Raw genomic sequence first — 18,999 nt, 5'->3', positions numbered from 1 at the left:
TTGCTTTGGCCGCTGATGTCACGTTGATCTATCGATCCAACCAGTTCAGGCGCTGCTTTTTAGTGCAGTTTTTGTTGTTCTCTGCCTGGTCGTGGGGCAAGCCCCAAACACGCATCCTCTCCAAAAGAATCAGTTAGCTGCGCCTCCGCCGTCTTGTTTTTATTGTGCGTGAGCCGTTTCGTCTTGTTCTTATTTTAGGTTGCAGTGCTTGTTATTGTTTTTGTACTAAGCATATAGCAGGTGCCGTGCCAACTTTTCAAAACCCAGTAAAATCAAGGGTTTGAGGGGTTTCGGCGAAATTTTGCGGGCTGAAATCGGTGCGATTTCGTTACCGTACACCTCGGGAACTGTTACGGCGGAAAGGTTGGGTAACAGATTTTTGTGGGAACTGATGTGTTACCTGGGTGTACGCGGTGGCTGTGCTGGCCTTTTCGCGGGCTTGCCCGCTCCCACAGGATCCCCACAGGCTGCGAAGTTGTCCGGTCCCTGTGGGAGCGGGCGAGCCCGCGAATACGCCGGTGAGGCTGGTAGAGAAGGGGCAGGAGGAACCTCCTACCCCTGGCAGGCAGGTTATTCGCTGGTAGCGTTGCTCTTGCGCCGTGGAATGCCCAGGCGCTGGCGGCGTTCCCACAGGCACTTGCGGCTGACGCCTAGCTTCCGTGCCAGTTCGGTTTCGGTCATGTGGTCCTGGTGCTCGAGCACGAAGTGCTGGAAGTAGTCTTCCAGCGAAAGGTCTTCGGTCGGCTCGTGGCTGGCACTGGCAGCACTGGCCACGACCAGCGCGTTGTTGAGGATCTCGTCCTCCTCCAGGTCGCTCAGCTCGATGTCGATGCCCAGCAGCTCGGCAGAAATTTCTGCGCTCTCGCTGAGGATCACCGCGCGCTCCACGGCGTTTTCCAGCTCGCGTACGTTACCCGGCCAGCTGTAATGACGAATGGCCTGCTCGGCTTCGGCCGAGAAATGCAGGTCGTCGCGGCCGATGCGCGCACTCTGGCGGGCGAGGAAGGCACTGGCGATCTCGTTGACGTCGCTGCCGCGCTCGCGCAGGGCAGGCAGTTTCAGGGCGATCACGTGCAGGCGGTAGTAAAGGTCCTCGCGGAACTGGCCGGCCTTGGCCAGGTTCTTCAGGTCGCGGTGGGTCGCGGCGATCAGGCGCACATCGACCTTTTGCGATTGCACCGAACCTACCCGGCGAATCTCGCCTTCCTGCAGCACGCGCAGCAGGCGGGCCTGGGCCTCCAGTGGCAGTTCGCCGATTTCGTCGAGGAACAGCGTGCCGCCGTCGGCGGCTTCTACCAGGCCGGCACGCCCGGCGCTGGCGCCCGTGAAGGCGCCTTTTTCGTGACCGAACAGTTCGGAGTCGATCAGTGTCTCGGGGATGGCGGCGCAGTTCACCGAGATCATCGGTGCCTTGGCCCGGCGCGACAGGTTGTGCAGGGCGCGGGCCACCAGCTCTTTACCGGTACCCGACTCGCCCTGGATCAGCACGTTGGAGTCGGTAGGCGCCACCTTGCGGATCTTGCTGTACATGTCCTGCATCGGCGGACACGAGCCGATGATGCCGATTTCGCCATTGGCCGCAGCCGCGCTGCCTTTGTCGGCCGGTGCGGCCTTGCCATTGGTGGCGCGTGGCTCGGCAGCCGATGCGGCAGCCGGGGCGTTCTGCCGGTCGCGCAGGATGCGCGCCACGGCCTGCAGCATCTCGTCGTGGTCGAAAGGCTTGGCGATGTAGTCCACCGCGCCCATTTTCATCGAGTCCACCGCCGAGCGCAGGCTGGCGTAGCTGGTCATGATCAGCACCGGGGTGCCCTGGCCGAGCTTGATCAGCTCGGTGCCGGGTGCGCCTGGCAGGCGCAGGTCGCTGACGATCAGGTCGAAGGTGGCAATGCTGAAGCGTTCCTGGGCTTCCTGCACCGAGCCGGCTTCGCTGACCTGGTACTGGTTCCGCTCGAGCAGGCGACGCAAGGCCGAGCGGATGATGGTTTCGTCTTCGACGATCAGAATGTGCGGCATTGATTCAATTCTCTCGACGGTCTCGAATTTCAGGGGACGTCGCTACGACATGCCGGGGCAGGGTCACGCGGATCCGGGTGCCACGTTGCCGTTCGATATCGGCCGGGCTGTCGATGGTGATTTGCCCATAATGCTCTTCCACGATGGAATAGACCAGAGCGAGCCCTAGTCCGGTTCCCTCGCCCGGGTCCTTGGTGGTGAAGAAGGGTTCAAACAGGCGGTCCATGATGTTCTTCGGTATCCCGCTGCCCTCATCCTCGACGATCAGGTCGACGGTATGTTCGCTGACCTCGCTGCGCACGCGTACGGCGCTGCCGGGCGGTGAGGCGTCGCGCGCGTTGGAGAGCAGGTTGATCAGCACCTGGGCCAGGCGCTGCGGGTCCCCTTCGGCCCAGTGATCCGGGTTGCAGAGGTTGAAGAACTGTACTTCGAAATTGCGCCGGTTCAAGGCCAGCAGACCGATGGCGTCCTGCGCGACTTCGGCCAGGCACACCGGTTCTTCGCTGTTCTGGTGGCTGCCGCCGGCATGGGCGAAGCTCATCAACGACTGGACGATGCGCGACACACGCTTGGTCTGGTCGAGGATCTGGCTGGACAGCTCGATGATTTCGCCATCGCCTTCGCGTTCCTCGCGCAGGTTCTGCGCCAGGCAGGCGATGCCTGTAATCGGGTTGCCGATTTCGTGGGCCACGCCGGCGGCCAGGCGGCCGATGCTGGCCAGGCGCTCGGAGTGCACCAGCTTGTCTTCCAGGGCCTGTGTTTCGGTAAGGTCTTCCACCAGCAGCACAAGGCCGCTGTTACCGGGGGCCAACGGCTCGTCGATGGCGGCCTTGTGCAGGTTCAGCCAGCGCGGCTGCCCGTCCAGTGCCAGGCGCTGCTTGTGCAGGTGTTCGTCGGGCAGGTTGATGAAACCTTGCAGCAGGCCCCGCCACGGTTCGTCGATGGTGAGCAGGCGCGAGCCGACCACGTGCTTGGCGGCGATACCAGTCAGCTCTTCCATGGCCTTGTTCCACATCAGGATTTCCTGGTCCTTGGCCAGCGAGCAGACGCCCATGGGCAGCTCCTGCAGGGTCTGGCGGTGGTAACGGCGCAGGGCATCGAGCTCGGCGGCCAGGCCGGTCAGGCGCGAGTGATAGTCTTCCAGGCGGCTTTCGATGAAGTGGATGTCTTCGGTCACGTAGTTTTCGTTACCGGACTTGTAGGGCAGGAAGGTTTCAACCATGTCCTGCGCCACGCTCGGCCCCATCAGGCCTGACAGGTTGGCCTCGATGCGGTCGCGCAGGCGGCGCAAGGCGTAGGGGCGACGCTCGTCGAACGGCAGGTAGAGGTCACGCAGGGCCTGTTCCACTTCCTTTTGTGCGGCCTTGGCGCCCAGCGGCTTGGCCAGTTGGGTGGCGAACTCCTGCGGCGAGGCGGCGTGCAGCTCGCGCCGCTGCGGGCGGCGTACGTTGTCCACGGCGCAGGCTTCGGCCGCGCTGACTTCTTCTGTGCTGGCGTTGGTGAACAGCGAGATCAGGGTGAACAGCAAAACGTTGGCCGCCAGCGAGGCAATGGCCGCCATGTGCCAGCTGGTATCGTCCAGCACATAGATCATGTCCAGCAGCGGGATGTAGAAGCCCTGCAGATTGCCCAGCAGCGGCAGCAGCATGGTCACCATCCACACCAGGGTGCCGGCCAGCAGCCCGGCGATGAAGCCGCGGCGGTTGGCGGTGGGCCAGTACAGCACCGACAGCACGCCCGGCAGGAACTGCAGGGTGGCGACGAAGGCGACGATGCCCAGGTTGGCCAGGCTCTGGTGGTTGTTCTGGGTCAGGTAGAACATGAAGCCGGCGGTGATGATGGCGACGATCAGCGCGCGGCGGGTCCACTTCAGCCAACGGTAGATATTGCCTTCGGCCGGGGGCTGGTACAGCGGCAGCACCAGGTGGTTGAGGGCCATGCCCGACAGCGCCAGGGTGGTGACGATGATCAGGCCGCTGGCGGCCGACAAACCGCCGACGTAGGCCAGCAGTGCCAATGCTTCGTTGTTGGCGGCAATCCCCAGGCCCAGGGTGAAGTACTCGGGGTTGGTAGTGGCGCCCAGGCGCAGGCCAGCCCACAGCACCAGCGGCACGGCCAGGCTCATCAGCAGCAGGAACAGCGGCAGGCCCCAGCTGGCACTGACCAGCGAGCGCGGGTTGAGGTTTTCGGTGAAGGCCATGTGGTACATGTGCGGCATGACGATGGCCGAGGCGAAGAAGACCAGCAGCAGGGTGCGCCATGGGCCTTCCTGCAGCGGGGTGTGCAGCGCGGCCAGGGCGGTCTGGTTCTGCAGTAGCCACACTTCCAGCTCGTGCGGGCCACCGAATACGCCGTACAGGGCGTAAAGCCCGATACCGCCCAGGGCCAGCAACTTGATCACCGACTCGAAGGCGATGGCAAACACCAGGCCTTCGTGTTTTTCGCGCGTGGCGATGTGCCGCGAGCCGAAGAAGATGGTGAACAGGATGATCAGCGTACAGAAGGCAAAGGCCACCCTGGCCTTGACCGGCTCACCGGTGAGGATGCTGATCGAGTCGGCCACCGCCTGGATCTGCAACGCCAGCAACGGCAGCACGCCGATCAGCATGATGATGGTGGTGAGCGCCCCGGCCCAGGTGCTGCGGAAGCGAAACGCCAGCAGGTCGGCCAGCGATGACAGCTGGTAGGTGCGGGTGATCTTGAGGATCGGGTAGAGCAGCACCGGTGCCAGCAGGAACGCGCCGGACACCCCCAGGTAACAGGCAAGGAAGCCGTAGCCATATTGGTAGGCCAGGCCCACCGAGCCATAGAAGGCCCAGGCACTGGCGTACACGCCCAGCGACAGGGTGTAGGTGAGCGGGTGGCGAATGATCGAACGCGGGATCAACCCCCGCTCGCTGATCCAGGCCACGCCAAACAGCACCATGAGGTACCCGGCGCTGATCAGGATCATCTGGGTCAGGCTAAAGCTCATCGGCATCTCGTTGGCTCTGCAGGATGAAGGTGACGACGATCAGGATCAGCCAGAGCAGGTAGGGGCGGTACCAGGCTCCGGTCGGTTCGATCCACCAGTCCATGATGGCCGGGGAGAACAGGTAGATCCCCACGACCAGAAGCAGGACCAAACGATAGATGTACATGCTGGCCTCGATGGTTGGGCGCTGCGGGCTTGGACTTATTATTGGCGCAAATGGCGGGGGGGATGCTAGCGGGAATCCATTGCGTTAGCCAAGGTTTTGAAATTATTGGGCTTTTGTTTTTAGGGGGCTTTGCCTGTGCCGGCCCTTTCGCGGGCATGCCCGCTCCCACAGGTAGATCACAGGCCTTGAAGGTGGCGTGGTTCCTGTGGGAGCGGGCGCGCCCGCGAAGAGGCCGGTAAAGGTTCAGCGCAAATCAGCCTCTGGCACCGTGGTCCGCTGCGCAATCGCCTCCGGCCGCCACTGCTTGCGGGCTATCGCCAACACTTCAGCCGGCGTTGCCAGCAGCAAGTCGGGGTCTGCTTCCTGCCCCAGCGCCCGCAATGCCCGCAGCAGCAGCGGTGTAGCATGCTCTGCCTGCAGGGGGGGCGAGCGGTACGATTTGCCCAGCTTGTGCCCATCCGGCTGCACGATCAGCGGAATATGCAGGTAGCGCGGCTGTGAGAACCCCAGCAACTCCTGGAGGTACAGCTGACGCGGGGTGTTGTCGAGCAGGTCGGCGCCACGCACGATGTCGGTAACACCCTGCCAGGCATCGTCCAGCACCACTGCCAGCTGGTACGCATACAGCCCGTCGCGGCGCTGGATGACGAAGTCGCCCACTTCACGGCCCAGGTGCTGCTGGTACTCGCCCTGTACCCGGTCGGTAAAGCGGTAGATCAGCTCTGGCACGCGTAAGCGGATCGCCGCGCCTTCCCGGGCATGGCCGGCGTTGCGGCACAGGCCTGGGTAGATGCCGTTGTAACCCTCCAGTTGCTTGCGCGAGCAGGTACAGGCATACGCCAGGCCCATGTTGAACAGGCGGTCGACTACTGCGGCATAGGCATCGTGCCGCTGGCTCTGGAACACCACTTCGCTATCCCATTCCAGCCCGTAACGCTCCAGTGTCTGCAGGATGGCATCACGGGCCCCGGGCATTTCCCGGGGTGGGTCGGTGTCTTCCATGCGCAGCAGCCAGCGGCCGTTGACGGCACGGGCATCGAGCCAGGAGGCGAGGGCGGCGACCAGCGAGCCGAAGTGCAGGAAGCCGCTGGGGGTGGGGGCGAAGCGCCCGATGTAGCTGGAGTCGGTCATGGTCAGGCTGGGCATATAAATGAAACGGGGCGCATCAAGCGCCCCGTTCAGGTGGAAGAAAGATCAGCCTTTGCCGACCGTTTTTTCCTTTTTCTCGGCGATTTCCTTGCAGTCGAAGCACAGGTCGGCGGTCGGACGTGCTTCCAGGCGGCGCAGGCCGATTTCGATGCCGCACGATTCGCACCAGCCGTAATCTTCGTCCTGGATCTTCTGCAGGGTCTTGTCGATTTTCTTGATCAGCTTGCGCTCGCGATCACGGTTGCGCAGCTCAAGAGCAAATTCTTCTTCCTGGCTGGCACGGTCGGCCGGGTCCGGGAAGTTCGCAGCTTCATCCTTCATGTGGTCTACGGTGCGATCCACACTCTGCATGAGCTCGCCTTTCCAGGCATTGAGAAGCTTGGTGAAGTGCTTCTTCATGGGCTCACCCATGTACTCTTCGCCCTTGGTCTCTTTATAGGGCTCGACACCGTACATGGTTTGACCGGTTTTTTGCTTTTCTACGGTGGACATGAATAGACCGCCTCTCACTCATCTGATCCAATGCGCAGGATGCTCCATCCCCGGCGACCGCCGGCCCTGCGACTGCGAGCCGCCGAACTTACCAGATAGATCGGGGGTGCGCTACCCCGCCCGATCCTGCTTATTGACATCGGCGCGAGCCGTACGTTCGTTGGCGTGCAGAGGTAGAATCTCCAGTTTAGACGCAATTGAGAGAAGGTCATGGCCCACCCCTACAGTGCGCGCAGCCGCGCCATCGAACCCTTCCACGTCATGGCGCTGCTGGCCCGGGCCAACGAGTTGCAGGCGGCCGGGCACGACGTGATCCACCTGGAAATCGGCGAGCCCGACTTCACTACGGCTGCGCCGATCGTGGCTGCCGGCCAGGCGGCACTGGCCGCCGGGCACACCCGCTACACCGCCGCACGCGGCCTGCCGGCACTGCGCGAAGCGATCGCCGGCTTTTATGGCCAGCGTTATGGCTTGAACATCGACCCGCAGCGCATCCTGATTACCCCAGGTGGTTCTGGCGCGTTGCTGCTGGCCAGCAGCCTGCTGGTCGACCCGGGCAAGCACTGGTTGCTGGCCGACCCGGGTTACCCGTGCAATCGCCACTTCCTGCGGCTGGTCGAGGGCGGAGCGCAGCTGGTGCCAGTGGGCCCGGAGGTGAATTACCAGCTCACCGCCGACCTGGTCGAGCGTTACTGGGACAAGGACACCGTCGGTGCACTGGTCGCGTCGCCGGCTAACCCGACCGGTACCGTGCTGGGGCGCGAAGAGTTGGCCAGCCTTGCCAGGGCCACCCATGAGCGACACGGCCACCTGGTGGTGGACGAAATCTACCATGGCCTCACTTATGGCATGGACGCGCCAAGCGTGCTGGAAGTCGACGACTCGGCGTTCGTCCTGAATAGTTTTTCCAAGTATTACGGCATGACCGGTTGGCGCCTTGGCTGGCTGGTAGCCCCACCCGGCGCGGTGGGCGACCTGGAGAAGCTGGCGCAGAACCTTTACATCAGTGCACCGAGCATGGCCCAGCATGCCGCGCTGGCCTGCTTCCAGCCCGAGAGCCTGGCCATTTTCGAAGAACGCCGGGCCGAGTTCGCCCGCCGTCGCGACTATCTGTTGCCCGCCCTGCGCGAATTGGGCTTCCGCATTGCCGTCGAGCCGCAGGGGGCTTTTTACCTGTATGCCGACATCAGTGCCTTTGGCGGTGATGCGTTTGCCTTCTGCCGGCATTTCCTGGAAACCGAGCACGTGGCCTTTACGCCGGGCCTGGACTTCGGCCGCCACCTGGCCGGGCACCATGTGCGCTTTGCCTACACCCAGAGCCTGCCGCGCCTGGAAGAGGCGGTGCAGCGCATTGCCCGTGGCCTGCGGAGCTGGCAAGGCTGATGCAGTTCTATCCCCCACTCGAACAGGGCCGCCTGCTGCGCCGTTACAAGCGCTTTCTGGCGGACATCGAACTGGCCAGCGGCGAACAGCTGACCATTCACTGCCCGAACACCGGCTCGATGCTCAACTGCATGCGTGAGGGCGGGCAGGTGTGGTTCAGCCGCTCCAACGACCCCAAGCGCAAACTGCCGGGCACCTGGGAAATCAGCGAAACCCCGCAGGAGCGGTTGGCCTGCGTGAATACCGGGCGTGCCAACGCGCTGGTCGAAGAGGCACTGCGGGCCGGCGTCATCACCGAACTCGCCGGGTTCACCGCGCTCAAGCGCGAAGTGGCGTACGGTGACGAAAGCAGCCGCATCGACTTTCGCCTGGAGTTCGACGGTGCCCCCGCGTACGTCGAGGTCAAGAGCGTGACCTTGGGCTACCCCGACAGCACAGTTGCAGCCTTCCCCGATGCGGTGACACAGCGCGGTGCCAAGCACCTGCGCGAGCTGGCGAAATTGGCCCGCCAGGGTGTACGGGCGGTGCAGTTGTATTGCGTGAACCTGACGGGCATCGACGCCGTACGCCCAGCTGAGGAAATCGACGCAGCCTATGCCCAGGCCCTGCGTGCGGCGGTGGCGGACGGCGTGGAGGTGCTGGCCTACGGCACCCGTCTGGATGCCGAAGGCATTGTTGTTGATCGCCGCCTGCCGGTGCTGGTCACGCCATAAGCCAGATGCCCTGGCTGTCCTCGTGACAGCCCAGGGCCAGCAATTGCTCACCTTCGCAAGGCCCGGCTACGCACTCGCCGCTTTCAATCAAAAATAGCGCGCCATGGTGGGCGCAGTGGATGAGGCTGGCGCTGTCATCAAGAAATGCATTTTGCGCCCAGTTCAGCGGGATGCCGCGGTGTGGGCAACGGTTGCGGTAGAGGTACACCTGGCCCTGGCGGCGTACGCCGAACAGTTCGAGGCCGTCTACGCTGAAGGCGCGGCTTTGGCCTTCGGCCAGGGCGTGGGAGGTACAGAGCAAGTGCATGGCGAGGACGACTCATGAAACAGATGATGACTTGACGCGTCAATGCGAATAATTATCAAATTGCCCGCATTCGCTGCGCCTGGCTACCTATGGTGCGCAGTTCTGCCGTCCGCCACAAGGCGCGCGGCTCGCCCTCAGAAGGAACCCGATGATGCGCCGTCCAGTCGCCTTGCTCGCCCTGTGCGCAAGCCTTGTGCTCTCCACTCAGGCCCTGGCGGCCGAGTTGCCGCAACGCTGGGTCAGCGCGGGTGGCGCCCTGAGCGAGTGGATAACGGCACTGGGCGGTGAAGCACGGCTTGTCGGGGTGGACACCACCAGCCAGCATCCGGCATCGCTGAAATCACTGCCCAGCGTGGGCTACCAGCGGCAGTTGTCGGCTGAAGGCATTCTCAGCCTGCGCCCGGATGTACTGGTGGGCACCGAGGAAATGGGCCCGCCGCCGGTCCTGGCGCAAATCCGCAAGGCCGGTGTGCGGGTGGAGTTGTTCTCCAGCAAAGCCGAACTCGCGGCGGTGGATGAAAACCTCAAGCATCTGGGGCAGTTGCTTGGCGCAGAGCAGCAAGCTTCGGCGTTGGCGGCGGGTTATCACCAGCAAATCGAGGCTGTGCAGGCCAAGGTCAAGCAGGCTCAGGCCGGGCAAAAGGCACCTGGGGTGCTACTGCTGGTCGGCCACGCCGGGGCCAAGCCGCTGATCGCCGGGCAGGGCACTGCGGGTGACTGGCTGCTGGGCCAGGCAGGTGGGCACAACCTGGCAGAACATCAAGGCTACAAGAACTTCTCCAACGAAGCCTTGGCGGCGTTGGACCCGGACGTGATCGTGTTTTCCGACCGGGCGCTGGCCGATGAGCAGGCCTTGCAAGCACTGTTGAAGGAAAACCCCGCGCTGGCTGCCTCGCGGGCTGTGCGTGAGAAACGCCTGGTGTCACTGGACCCGACGCTGCTGGTGGGCGGGCTTGGCCCACGCCTGCCATCGACCTTGCAGTCGTTGGCTGCCACCTTCTACCCGGCAGCCCAGGCCAGCTTCGCGCAATGAAACAGCGGGTCCAGCCACGTACGTTGTTCATATGCCTGAGCCTGCTGTGCCTGTTGGCGGTGTGGCTGTCGCTGGCCCTGGGGCCGGTCAGCCTGCCGTTGTTCGACACCCTGCGCGCCGGCCTGCGCCTGCTGGGGCTGCCGATTGCGGCTGACGGCCTGCAGCAGGCCGAGATGATCCTGGGCCAGATCCGTCTGCCGCGGACTTTGCTGGGGCTGGCGGTGGGTGCGGTGCTGGCGCTGTCCGGTGTGGCCATGCAGGGGCTGTTCCGCAACCCGCTGGCCGATCCAGGGCTGGTGGGGGTTGCCGCTGGGGCGGCGATGGGGGCCGCGGTCGCCATTGTCGGTGGTGCCTGGTTTGGCGGCATGCCGGAGGCTTTCGCGCCGTATCTGCTGTCGTTCTGCGCTTTTGTCGGGGGGCTTGGCGTAACCGCGTTGGTCTACCGTCTGGGCCGGCGCGATGGCCAGACCAATGTCGCAACCATGCTGCTGGCTGGCGTGGCCATGACTGCGCTGGGTGGCGCGGCCGTTGGGCTGTTCTCTTACCTGGCCGACGACGCCACCCTGCGCACGCTGACGTTCTGGAACCTTGGCAGCCTGAACGGTGCCAGCTACGAACGGCTGTGGCCGTTGCTGCTGGTGGCGGCGGGGGTGGCGGTATGGCTGCCACGCCGGGCCAAGGCGCTGAATGCCCTGTTACTGGGTGAGTCGGAGGCGCGGCACCTGGGCGTTGACGTTGAGCGGCTCAAGCGCGAGTTGGTGTTCTGCACGGCGTTGGGCGTAGGTGCGGCAGTGGCTGCAGCAGGGCTGATCGGCTTCATCGGACTGGTGGTGCCGCACCTGGTGCGCTTGCTGGCCGGGCCTGATCACCGTGTGGTGCTCCCGGCCTCGTTGCTGGCGGGGGGCGTGCTGATGCTGTTCGCCGACCTGGCGGCGCGGCTACTGCTGGCACCTGCCGAGTTGCCGATTGGTATTGTCACGGCCTTCATCGGTGCGCCGTTCTTTCTGGTCCTGCTGATACGAGGGCGCAGCTGATGTTGCAAGTCGAAGGCCTGCACCTGTGGCGCGGAAGCAATGAGGTGCTGCACGGTATCAATCTGCAGCTGAGCCCGGGGCAGGTGGTGGGCGTGCTAGGCCCCAACGGTGCCGGCAAGAGTAGCCTGCTGGGTGTGCTGAGTGGCGAGCTGGTGCCCGACCGGGGGCCGGTCACGTTGCAGGGCCGGCCCCTCACCGATTGGCCTGGGCAGGAGCGGGCCAGGCGCCTGGCCGTGTTGCCACAGGTGTCCAGCCTGGGCTTCTCGTTCCGGGTCGAGGAAGTGGTGGGCATGGGGCGCATGCCCCATGGCACCGGGCAGCGGCGCGATGCGGAAATAGTCGAAGCGGCGTTGCAGGCGGCGGATGCCTGGCACCTGGTGGAGCGCAGTTACCTGGCGTTGTCCGGTGGCGAGCGGCAGCGGGTGCACCTGGCCCGTGTGCTGGCGCAGCTATGGCCAGGCGAGGAGGGGACCACGCTGCTGCTCGACGAGCCGACCTCGATGCTCGACCCACTGCACCAGCACACCACCCTGGAGTCCGTGCGCCGCTTCGCCGACCGCGGCGCCGCGGTGCTGGTAATCCTGCATGACCTGAACCTGGCTGCGCGCTACTGTGACCGTATCCTGTTGCTGGAACAGGGGCGCAGTCATGCCTTTGCCTCGCCTGAAGAGGTACTGACGCCAGCGGCGTTGAGGGCTGTCTACGGTATCGATGTGCTGGTGCAGGCGCACCCGGAGCGTGGGCATCCGTTGATCATCGCCCGCTAGGAGGCATTGCCGATGCGTCATCCGCTGCTGTCCGGTTTCTCGCTTTGCCTGATGTTGGCACTGGGTGGCTGCCAGGCCAGCCTGCCGCCGTTGCCCGCTTGGCAGAGCAGTGAGGGGCTTACGCATGCCGAGTTGGGGCACATCATCGACCTTGCCAGCGGCCAGGCGATCAGCCCTGAGCAACTGGTGCAGCGCCTGGCGGGCGCCCCCCGTGTGCTGGTGGGTGAAAAACACGACAACCCGGACCACCACGCGCTGCAACTTTGGCTGCTGCGCGCGTTGCAGGGGCAGCGCGTGCAAGGCAGCCTCTTGCTGGAAATGCTGCAGCCCGAACAGCAACCGCTGGTCGACAAGGTTCAGGGGCAACCCGTGCCGGCAGACTTGCCCAAAGTGCTGGCCTGGCAGGACGGTTGGGATTGGCAACTGTACGGGCCGATAGTGCATGAGGCCTTGCAGCAGAGAGTGCCACTGCTGGCGGCCAACCTGTCGCCTGGCGAGATGCGCCAAGCCTATAGGCAACCCGCCTCGCTGACCGGCGAAAGGTCCAATGCGCCAGCGGTGAAGGCTGCCTTGCTGGAGCAGGTACGCGCCGGGCATTGCGGGATGCTGCCGGAGAACCAGTTGCCAGCGATGCTGGCCGTGCAGCAGCAGCGCGACCGGCGCATGGCCGAGCGTTTGCTGTCGGCGCCGCAGCCGGCGCTGCTGTTTGCCGGTGCCTATCACGTGCGCAAGGACTTGGGCATACCCTTGCACCTGGCTGATCTGGGGGCGTCGGGGGAGAGCAAGGTATTGCTGCTGGCCGAGGTGGGCGAGCAGGTTGAGCCAGGCGAGGCTGATTACATGTGGTACACGGCGGCGACGCCGGAGCAGGACTACTGCGCGCAGTTTCGCCAGTAGTGTGCAAGGTGGTAAGGCCAAGCCAGGAGGCACAAAACCACAGGCAAAAAAAGACCCGGCAAAGAGCCGGGTCAATAACCGTGATTAGCCTGATGAGGAGATAATCTGAGAGTCCGAACCAGGGGCTCTTAGGTTATCCAACCAGTCTCGCGACCAGTTGTGATAATCATAACGATTCTCATTTCTCAGTCAATCCCCTTCCACGATTATTTTGGATTTTTTTGCGTAGGGTTTTTCGCGTCCAGTTGTTGATTGAGCGCTTCTTTGCGTTCAAGTGGCAGATCGTTCCAGTGCATGTCCAGCAGGGCGCCTTCAATGGCGTACAACAGCACCTTGGAAGCGCGGAACCCTCGTGTCTTTACGGCCTGGTATGCACCCACCGCACCCAGGCGACGCAGGTCCGATGCACTGTGGATGCCGGCTGCATGCAGCCACTGCGCAGAGGTCTTGCCAAGGTTCTTCAGGTGCTGCAATTCATCGTTCATCGAGCCTCCTTGCGATGGCTGAACGTGGATTGGAGGATAAATCGCGAGCAGGTCAGAGAGGAGTGTAGCGGGGGTTAAGAAATGCGCGGCCTTTTGCCATCGGGGCGATGGAGCTGCCTTTGAGAAGTAGCCTGTTCTGGCCCTATCGCCGGCAAGCCAGCTCCCACAGGTACACCGCTGGCCTTGAAGGCGATGGTGTACCTGTGGGAGCTGGCTTGCCGGCGACAGGGCCAGAACAGGAAAGCGGCGAACTTACAGGCCAGGCAAACGCTGGCGAATCTGCTCGATCACCTGGTCCATGCTGCCAGCATCCTGGGTATCGACCCGGGTGCTCTGCACCAGCTCCTGCGCATCCAGGGCTTCACGGCTGGCCTGCTGGGCCTTGACCACGTCCAGGGTGGCATCCGAAGGGTCGGTGTTTTCGGCCTGACGCTGCTCCAGCCAGCTGGCGATAACTGCCTCGGGTGCGTGGCAGTCGAGGATCAGGAACGGTACACCGGTCTGGCTGGCAACGTCTGCCGCAGCTTGCCGCTGTTCATGCTTGAGGTAGGTGGCATCCAGCACCACCGGGAAGCCGGCGCGCAAAACGGTTGCTGCAACTTCGTGCAGACGTTGGTATGTGGCAGCACTGGCATCCTGGTCATAAATGCCGGAGGTGAGCTGACCGGCGCTCTCTTGCGGCTGTTCGCCGAACAGGCGCTTGCGCTCGACATCGGAGCGCACACGAATGGCGCCCAGGGCCTCGACCAGCCGCATTGCCACGTGGCTCTTGCCCACTGCCGAGACGCCATGGGTAACGGCCAGCAGCCGCGAAGGGATGGCGCTGTAGCTTTCGGCCAGGTTGGCGTAATTGCGGTAGGTGCGCAGGGTGGTGGCCCGCTGCACGCCGTCGGCATTGGCCGGCATGCTGAACAGCGCGACTTTGGCCCGTACCAGGGCGCGATAGGCTTTGTAGAAGTTGAGCACTTCCAGGCCTTCATAATCGCCGGTCAGCTCCAGGTACTGGCTGATGAAGCGTCGTGCCAGGCACTTGAGGCCGCGATCTTCCAGGTCCATGGCGAGGAAGCCGGTGTCCGCCCAGACATCGGTCATGCGGAACGGTTCGTTGAACTCGATGCAGTCGAAGATCACCACCTGGCCGTCGATCAGGGTGGCGTTGCCCAGATGGATGTCGCCGTGACACTCGCGGGTGAAGCCATTGGCCTTGCGCGAGGCGAACAGGCCTTGCAGCCGCTCGAAACTGCTGCGGGCCCAAGCCTGCAGGTTGTCCAGTTGCAGCAGGTCGGCCTTGTCGCTGAGGAATGGGCGGATCTGCTCGAAGTTCTGCTCGACCGGCGCCATGACGCTTTCAGGCGAGCCGTAGGGCTGCTCGGCGGATACCTTGGGCGTTTGCAAGTGGAACTCGGCGATTTGCCGGGCCATCTGGTCGATGTGCGCGGCATTCAGTTCGCCATTGGCCTGCAGGGTGCTGAGCATCTGCCCCTGCGGGAACTGTCGCATCTTCAGTGCGTATTCGATGGCTTCGCCGTCGCCACCGATCTGCGGTGCGTCGACGCTACCGGTCAGCGGCAGCACCTCCAGGTACAGGCCGTCGGTCAGGCGCTGGTTCAGGCGCAACTCTTCGTTACAGAAGTGTTGGCGCTGGCCTAGGTCGGTGAAGTCGAGGAAGCCGAAGTTCATCGGTTTCTTGATCTTGTAGGCGTACTCGCCGGTGAGCAGCACCCAGGAGATATGCGTCTCGATGAGCTGGAACCCATCCACGGGGTGAGGGTACAGGGCTGGGTTCTGCAACGCAGTGATAAGTGCTTGGCTCACGGGAAATCCTTCCGGGGGCAGGGAATTCGAATGCGCCATTATGGTCAATGGTGCCGTCCCTGCCTACCGCTGGGCCGTCTGCCCAGCCTTTATAAAGTGCGTATAATCCGCCGCCATGACCCGAACCCGAAATCCCCGTACCCCTCAGAAACGCCCGACCGGCCGCTCTCGCGCCTGGCTGGGCTGGGCTTTGAAGCTCAGCCTGGTAGGCCTGGTGATCGTTGCCGGCTTCGCGGTTTACCTCGATGCCGTTGTCCAGGAGAAGTTCTCCGGCAAGCGCTGGACCATCCCGGCCAAGGTGTATGCCCGGCCGCTGGAGCTGTTCACTGGTCAGAAACTGAGCAAGAACGACTTCCTTACCGAACTCGACGCGCTCGGCTACCGGCGCGAAAGTGCGGCCAACGGCCCGGGTGCGGCGGCCGTCAACGGCAATACCGTCGACCTCAATACCCGTGGTTTCCAGTTCTACGAGGGCATGGAGCCAGCACAGTTCGTACGCGTGCGTTTCTCAGGCGATTACGTGGCGGGCCTGTCGGCTGCCAACGGCAAGGCGCTCGACGTGGTGCGGCTTGAACCCCTGATGATCGGCGGTATCTACCCGAAAAACCTCGAAGACCGCATCCTGATCAAGATCGACCAGGTACCCAAGTACTTGCTCGAAACCCTCGTGGCGACTGAAGACCGCGACTTCTATAGCCACTATGGCGTGTCGCCCAAGTCCATCGCCCGGGCCATGTGGGTCAACACCTCGTCCGGCTCGATGCGCCAGGGCGGCAGTACCCTGACCCAGCAGCTGGTGAAGAATTTCTACCTCAGCAGCGAACGCAGCCTCAGCCGCAAGCTGACCGAAGCGATGATGGCCATGCTGCTTGAGTTGCACTACGACAAGCGCGAGATTCTCGAGGCCTACCTCAACGAGGTGTTTGTCGGTCAGGATGGCCAGCGTGCCGTTCACGGCTTCGGCCTGGCCAGCCAGTTCTTCTTCAGCCAGCCGCTTTCGGAGCTGAAGCTGCATCAGATCGCCTTGCTGGTTGGCATGGTCAAGGGGCCGTCCTATTACAACCCGCGGCGCTACCCTGACCGCGCTCTGGCCCGCCGCAACCTTGTGCTCGACCTGGTAGCCGAACAGGGCGTGGCCAGCCAGGCGGAAGTCGATGCCGCGAAGAAGATGCCGTTGGGCGTGACCAAGCGCGGCAGCCTGGCCGACAGCTCGTTCCCGGCCTTCCTCGACCTGGTCAAGCGTCAGCTGCGCCAGGACTACCGCGACGAAGACTTGACCGAAGAAGGCCTGCGTATTTTCACCAGCTTCGATCCGATTCTGCAGATGAAGGCCGAAACCTCGATGAGCGAGACCTTCAAGCGCCTTTCGGGGCGCAAAGGTGCTGACGAGGTGGAATCGGCCATGGTCGTGACCAACCCGGAAACCGGTGAGGTACAGGCGCTGATCGGTAGCCGCCAGGCAGGCTTCGCCGGTTTCAACCGGGCCATCGATGCTGTGCGGCCGATCGGCTCGCTGGTCAAGCCGTCGGTGTACCTGACTGCGCTGGAGCAGCCGAGCAAGTACACGCTGACCAGCTGGGTGCAGGACGAGCCATTTTCGGTCAAGGGTGCCGATGGCCAGGTATGGCGCCCACAAAACTACGACCGTCGACCGCATGGCACCATCTACCTGTATCAGGGCCTTGCCAACTCTTACAACTTGTCGACCGCCAAGCTCGGGCTGGAAGTGGGCGTGCCAAATGTGATCAAGACCATTGGCCGGCTGGGGGTAAATGTCGACTGGCCAGCCTTCCCGGCCATGTTGCTGGGGGCCGGTGGCATGTCGCCAATGCAGGTTGCGACCATGTACCAGACCATCGCCAACGGCGGTTTCAATACCCCGATGCGCGGTATCCGCAGTGTGCTGACTGCCGAGGGCGAGCCACTCAAGCGCTACCCGTTCCAGATCCAGCAAACCTTCGACCCGGGGGCCATCTACCTGGTGCAAAACGCCATGCAGCGGGTCATGCGCGAAGGTACCGGGCGCTCGGTGTACAACACCTTGCCGCGCTCGCTGACCCTGGCGGGCAAGACCGGTACCAGTAACGACTCGCGCGACAGCTGGTTCTCCGGCTTCAGCCAAGACCTGCTGGCCGTGGTGTGGATGGGCCGTGACGATAACGGCAAAACCCCCTTTACCGGTGCCACCGGTGCCCTGCAGGTGTGGACCAGCTTCATGAAGAAGGCCGACCCGCTACCGCTGGACATGCCGCAGCCGGACAACGTGGTGCAGGCCTGGATCGACCCGTACACTGGCCATGGGTCTGATGGCAGCTGTCCGGGAGCGGTGCAGATGCCGTATATTCGCGGGAGTGAACCGCCCGCCGGCGCGACCTGTGGCGGCGAGCAGAATCCTGCAGAATCAGTCATGGACTGGGTCAAAGGCTGGATGAATTAAGCACAGGCTGCATTGATGAGGTGTGACGTGAACAAGTGGCTGTTTCCTGCCGTGACGGCGTTGGCTGTGCTCCAGGGGTGCTCTAGCGTTCCGCGCGGTAATATTCCGGTGGTCGATTCGAGCACTCGCGTGTCAAACAGCGAGCGCGTGACGGCCAACCGCTCGGCGGGTGGCTATAACACGGGCACCGCGCAAGCGCAGACGCTGCCCGAAGACTCGGGCGTGACCGTGATGATCCCGCAGGGCGCTGGCGCTTCTGGCATCCAGACGTTCCCGGCTGCCAATGGCGCGGCGCCGATCAGCACCTCGCCAATCACACCGGGCCCGATTACCCCTGGCCCGGTCACTTCGGCGCCGATGACCACCAACCCCAACCCGATCGCCGACGAGCCGTTCGACATCGCGGCAATGAACAGCACCCCGGCAAGCTCCAGCGCGCCAACCGGCATTCCGCGCAGCACCGCTGCCGGTGGTCTGTCGGCTGACGAGCAACTGGACGGCCCGGTGCTGGCGCTGCTTACCACCGCGCAAACCCAGCAGGGCAGTGGTGACTTCAACGGAGCGGCTTCGAGCCTGGAGCGTGCCCAGCGCATTGCCCCGCGTGAGCCGCAGGTGCTGTATCGCCTGGCTCAGGTGCGCCTGTCGCAAGGTGATGCAGCGCAGGCCGAGCAGTTGGCGCGTCGCGCCCTGACTTACGCCAACGGCCGCCCAAGCCTGCAGGCCGAGCTGTGGAACACCATCGCCCAGGCCCGTGAAAAGCAAGGTGACAGCGCTGGCGCGGCACTGGCCCGGCAGAAGGCGCGGGTCAATTCGTGATGATCGAGCAACGTATTCTGGACATTGCCGACCACCTGTTGCTGATCGAGCGTGAACTGGTGGTGCAAGGGTGGTGGGATGACGAGCCACCCAGCGACGAGGCTCTGGCCAGTACCGTCCCGTTTGCGGTCGATACCCTCAGTTTCGAGCAGTGGCTGCAATGGATCTTCCTGCCGCGGATGAAGATCATCATCGAGCTCGGTCAGCCGTTGCCCAACGCCTCCAGCATCCTGGTCATGGCCGAGACCGTGTTTACCGACCGGCCGGAGCAAAGTCGTGAGCTGCGCCGCCTGTTGGCAGCATTTGACCAATTGATCGCTCCTTCCGCCTGATTTCTTCAGTTTTTCCTTCAAGGGCCGCAGATTGTGGCCCTTTTTTATGGAAATCTTATTTATTCTGCTGCTGAAGCGATTTTTAGTGGTGGCAGGAATTCATCTTGGGGAAAAATTGGCAATAATTTTTCTTGACATGTTGGCGCCGAATCACAAGAATCCAACTTCCGCTGTAGAGGGACTGCC

General features: G+C 63.4%; 17 protein-coding genes. 9 read left to right on the top strand and 8 right to left on the bottom strand.

Annotation, left to right across the window (positions count from 1 at the left end):
* Positions 1-570: 570 nt before the first annotated feature.
* The 5 genes from PP4_RS23580 to dksA all read right to left on the bottom strand — a co-directional run bounded on the left by PP4_RS23580 (position 571) and on the right by dksA (position 6,794).
* On the bottom strand, positions 571-2,013 hold the full coding sequence (locus PP4_RS23580) for a sigma-54-dependent transcriptional regulator (protein ID WP_016501621.1): 1,443 nt from the start codon (positions 2,011-2,013) through the stop codon (positions 571-573).
* A 4-nt stretch (positions 2,014-2,017) separates the two neighbouring features.
* Complete coding sequence (locus PP4_RS23575; RefSeq protein WP_162471775.1) at positions 2,018-4,993, bottom strand: sensor histidine kinase; 2,976 nt, start codon at positions 4,991-4,993, stop codon at positions 2,018-2,020.
* Positions 4,977-5,153 carry a hypothetical protein gene (locus PP4_RS29120; protein WP_003250005.1) on the bottom strand — a complete coding sequence of 59 codons (177 nt, stop codon included), beginning with the start codon at positions 5,151-5,153 and terminating at the stop codon, positions 4,977-4,979. The genes PP4_RS23575 and PP4_RS29120 overlap by 17 nt, the downstream gene beginning before the upstream one ends.
* 243 nt (positions 5,154-5,396) lie before the next feature.
* On the bottom strand, positions 5,397-6,284 hold the full coding sequence (gene gluQRS, locus PP4_RS23565; protein WP_041168127.1) for a tRNA glutamyl-Q(34) synthetase GluQRS: 888 nt from the start codon (positions 6,282-6,284) through the stop codon (positions 5,397-5,399).
* Between the two features lie 63 nt (positions 6,285-6,347).
* On the bottom strand, positions 6,348-6,794 hold the full coding sequence (gene dksA / locus PP4_RS23560; protein WP_016501618.1) for an RNA polymerase-binding protein DksA: 447 nt from the start codon (positions 6,792-6,794) through the stop codon (positions 6,348-6,350).
* 210 nt (positions 6,795-7,004) lie between these two features.
* Here dksA and PP4_RS23555 point away from each other — a divergent pair, with 210 nt between their 5' ends.
* Both PP4_RS23555 and sfsA read left to right on the top strand, forming a co-directional pair.
* The gene (locus tag PP4_RS23555) at positions 7,005-8,177 is read left to right on the top strand and encodes a pyridoxal phosphate-dependent aminotransferase (protein WP_016501617.1); all 1,173 of its coding nucleotides are present in this window, start codon (positions 7,005-7,007) and stop codon (positions 8,175-8,177) included.
* Positions 8,177-8,890 (top strand): DNA/RNA nuclease SfsA, encoded by a 714-nt coding sequence (gene sfsA / locus PP4_RS23550; protein ID WP_016501616.1) that lies wholly within the window; start codon positions 8,177-8,179, stop codon positions 8,888-8,890. The genes PP4_RS23555 and sfsA overlap by 1 nt, the downstream gene beginning before the upstream one ends.
* On the opposite strand, the gene PP4_RS23545 is transcribed toward sfsA, so the two are convergent.
* Positions 8,880-9,197, bottom strand: coding sequence for a Rieske (2Fe-2S) protein (locus PP4_RS23545; RefSeq protein WP_016501615.1), 318 nt, complete (start codon positions 9,195-9,197; stop codon positions 8,880-8,882). The two genes, sfsA and PP4_RS23545, sit on opposite strands and share 11 nt — an antisense overlap.
* Positions 9,198-9,345: 148 nt before the next feature.
* On the opposite strand from PP4_RS23545, the gene PP4_RS23540 reads away from it, so the two are divergent.
* The 4 genes from PP4_RS23540 to PP4_RS23525 are packed head-to-tail and all read left to right on the top strand — an operon-like array spanning position 9,346 to position 12,928.
* On the top strand, positions 9,346-10,230 hold the full coding sequence (locus PP4_RS23540; protein WP_041167878.1) for a heme/hemin ABC transporter substrate-binding protein: 885 nt from the start codon (positions 9,346-9,348) through the stop codon (positions 10,228-10,230).
* A 50-nt stretch (positions 10,231-10,280) separates the two neighbouring features.
* A complete protein-coding gene (locus tag PP4_RS23535; RefSeq protein ID WP_162471788.1) occupies positions 10,281-11,264 on the top strand; it encodes a FecCD family ABC transporter permease in 984 nt (327 codons plus the stop codon).
* Entirely contained in the window at positions 11,264-12,031 is a 768-nt protein-coding gene (locus PP4_RS23530) for a heme ABC transporter ATP-binding protein (protein WP_016501612.1), read from the top strand. Before PP4_RS23535 ends, PP4_RS23530 begins: the two co-directional genes overlap by 1 nt.
* A 12-nt stretch (positions 12,032-12,043) precedes the next feature.
* Entirely contained in the window at positions 12,044-12,928 is an 885-nt protein-coding gene (locus PP4_RS23525) for a ChaN family lipoprotein (protein ID WP_016501611.1), read from the top strand.
* Between the two features lie 206 nt (positions 12,929-13,134).
* Here PP4_RS23525 and PP4_RS23520 read toward each other — a convergent pair whose 3' ends face one another.
* The gene (locus tag PP4_RS23520) at positions 13,135-13,413 is read right to left on the bottom strand and encodes a TfoX/Sxy family protein (protein ID WP_016489141.1); all 279 of its coding nucleotides are present in this window, start codon (positions 13,411-13,413) and stop codon (positions 13,135-13,137) included.
* 252 nt (positions 13,414-13,665) lie between these two features.
* A complete protein-coding gene (locus PP4_RS23515; protein WP_016501610.1) occupies positions 13,666-15,228 on the bottom strand; it encodes a bifunctional aminoglycoside phosphotransferase/ATP-binding protein in 1,563 nt (520 codons plus the stop codon).
* 115 nt (positions 15,229-15,343) lie between these two features.
* On the opposite strand from PP4_RS23515, the gene mrcB reads away from it, so the two are divergent.
* Genes mrcB through PP4_RS23500 form a run of 3 tightly spaced genes read left to right on the top strand, consistent with a single transcriptional unit; the run spans position 15,344 to position 18,813 of the window.
* Positions 15,344-17,665, top strand: a complete 2,322-nt coding sequence (mrcB, locus tag PP4_RS23510) for a penicillin-binding protein 1B (protein ID WP_016501609.1) — start codon at positions 15,344-15,346, stop codon at positions 17,663-17,665.
* Between the two features lie 15 nt (positions 17,666-17,680).
* Entirely contained in the window at positions 17,681-18,481 is an 801-nt protein-coding gene (locus PP4_RS23505) for a tetratricopeptide repeat protein (RefSeq protein WP_041167877.1), read from the top strand.
* On the top strand, positions 18,481-18,813 hold the full coding sequence (locus PP4_RS23500; RefSeq protein ID WP_041167876.1) for a YqcC family protein: 333 nt from the start codon (positions 18,481-18,483) through the stop codon (positions 18,811-18,813). Before PP4_RS23505 ends, PP4_RS23500 begins: the two co-directional genes overlap by 1 nt.
* Positions 18,814-18,999 lie beyond the last annotated feature (186 nt).

It is taken from the genome of Pseudomonas putida NBRC 14164, from assembly GCF_000412675.1.
In the GTDB taxonomy this organism is placed as follows: Bacteria; Pseudomonadota; Gammaproteobacteria; order Pseudomonadales; family Pseudomonadaceae; genus Aquipseudomonas; species Aquipseudomonas putida.
Note: the sequence above shows the minus strand (reverse complement) of the source record. Positions and strands in the feature narration are given on the sequence as shown.